2 protein-coding genes are annotated in these 1,951 nt (G+C 75.3%); both read right to left on the bottom strand.

Going from position 1 to position 1,951, the window contains the following annotated elements:
* Positions 1-913, bottom strand: a 913-nt coding sequence (locus tag L2I40_RS22505) for an NAD(P)H-dependent glycerol-3-phosphate dehydrogenase (RefSeq protein ID WP_237217563.1), incomplete at its 3' end; no start/stop codon positions are given.
* Between the two features lies 1 nt (position 914).
* Positions 915-1,745: a 23S rRNA (adenine(2030)-N(6))-methyltransferase RlmJ gene (locus L2I40_RS22500; RefSeq protein WP_237217562.1), complete on the bottom strand. Its 831-nt coding sequence runs from the start codon at positions 1,743-1,745 to the stop codon at positions 915-917.
* Positions 1,746-1,951 lie beyond the last annotated feature (206 nt).

Here is a 1,951-nt window from a genome sequence, read left to right as displayed (position 1 = left end):
CGGCGCAGATCGGCAGTTCCACCCCGGCCTCGGAGGCGCGCGCGACGATGCCCGGCGCCGTCGCGACGCCTTCCGCCACGCCGACGCGGCTGGCCAGCGCATCGGCGAGGCTGGTGCCGCGGGCGATCTCCATGCCGAGCGAGGTGTTGCGGCTGCCCGGCCCCGTGGTGGTGAGGAGCAGGTCGCCGAGGCCCGACAGCCCGGCCGCCGTCTCCGCCCTGCCGCCGAGCGCGACGGCGAGACGCGAGAGTTCGGCCAGGCCGCGCGTGACGAGCGCGGCGCGCGCATTCTCGCCGAGGCCGGCGCCGATCACCGCGCCGGCGGCGATCGCGATGACGTTCTTGGCCGCGCCGCCGACCTGCACGCCGATCGGGTCGTCGCCGCCATAGATGCGGAAGCCTGCGGTGCCGAGCACGTCGCCGGCCGTCTTCCGCAGCGCCGCATCCTGGCTGGCGAGCACGGCGGCGGCGGGCAGCCCCTTCGCCACCTCATGCGCGAAGTTCGGGCCGGACAGCACCGCGGCCGGCGTATCCGGCCGCGCCTCGGCGAGCACTTCGAGCGGGAAGCGCAGCGTGCCCTGCTCCACGCCCTTCGAGCAGACGACCAGCGGCGCGCCGGTGTCCGGCACCGTGGCGAGCGCGGCGCGCAGGAACTGCATCGGCACGCAGACCAGCACGAAGGATGCGCCGTCGAGCGCCGCGGCGGGATCGGCGGTGATCTCGATCGCGGCGGAGAGCGGCACGCCCGGCAGGTAGGCCGCGTTCTGGCGGGACTGCGCGATCGCCGTCGCGCGCTCCGGGTTGCGGGCCCAGAGCCCGACGGCGTTGCCCGCGCGTGCCGCCTGCACGGCCAGCGCCGTCCCCCAGGCACCGGCGCCGAGCACCGCGATGCGCCGGCGCGGCCGTGTGGGCATGTCAGGCCTCCTCGGTGATGCGGGTGACGGCCGCCATGGCGCCATCCTCGCCCCGCGACAGCAGCGGGAGCAAGGCGGACAGGATCTCGGTCGCGCGCGCCTCGAAGCCGAAGGGCGCATTGGCGACCAGCACGCCGCAGCCATTCAGGCGCGCGGGGTCCGTCGGCTCCCGCAGCGCCAGTTCGCAGGCGATGCAGTCCGCGACGCGCGCCTCGCGCAGCGCGGCGTGGAAGGCACGGACGGGGGCGCGGTGCTTGATCGGATACCAGGCGGCGACGACCGCGGCGCGAAAGCGGTGGCGCAGCATCGCGATGCCCGTGGCGAGGCGGTCGAACTCGCCCTCCTGCTCGAACGGCGGGTCGATCAGCACCAGGCCGCGGCGTTCCGGAAAGGGCGTCAGGGCGGTCAGCGCCTCGTAGGCGTCGCGGCGATGCACCGCGACCTGCGAATCGCCGCGGAAGCGCGCGCGCAGCGTCGCGTGGTCCTCCGGGTGCAATTCGCAGAGGACGAGGTTGTCGGCCGGCCGCAGCAATGCGCGGATCAGCGCGGGCGAGCCGGGATAGCTTCCTGGAAATCCCGCGGCACGCACCTGTTCAAGGTAGTCGGCGAGTGCCGGGTCGCCGCTGTCGGCCACGCGGCCGACGCCATCGCGCCATTCGCCGGTGCGCTGCGGTTCGGGCGCCGCGAGGTCGTAGCCGCCGATGCCCGCATGCGTGTCGAGCACGCGGAACGGCTTGTCCTTCGTCGACAGCCCGCGCAACAGGGCGACGAGCAGCGCGTGCTTGACGACGTCGGCGAAGTTTCCCGCGTGGAACGCGTGTCTGTAGTTCACGCGGCGGCGTTAGGCCGCGGCGGAACCCTGCGCAAGGCCGGGACCGTCGCCTCGACCCGCTCCGCGGGGGCGAAGCGGGCGGGGCATCGCAGCCTCAGCGTGCCGTGGCGGCGCCGCCGACGGCACCGAGCCCGCCTCCGATCAGCGCGCCGGTGCCGGCATTGCCCGACAGCGAGCCGACCGCCGCGCCGGCGCCGGCGCCGAGC

It is taken from the genome of Falsiroseomonas oryziterrae (assembly GCF_021864505.1).
Taxonomy (GTDB): Bacteria; Pseudomonadota; Alphaproteobacteria; order Acetobacterales; family Acetobacteraceae; genus Falsiroseomonas; species Falsiroseomonas oryziterrae.
This window is presented reverse-complemented; position numbering and strand designations above follow the sequence as displayed.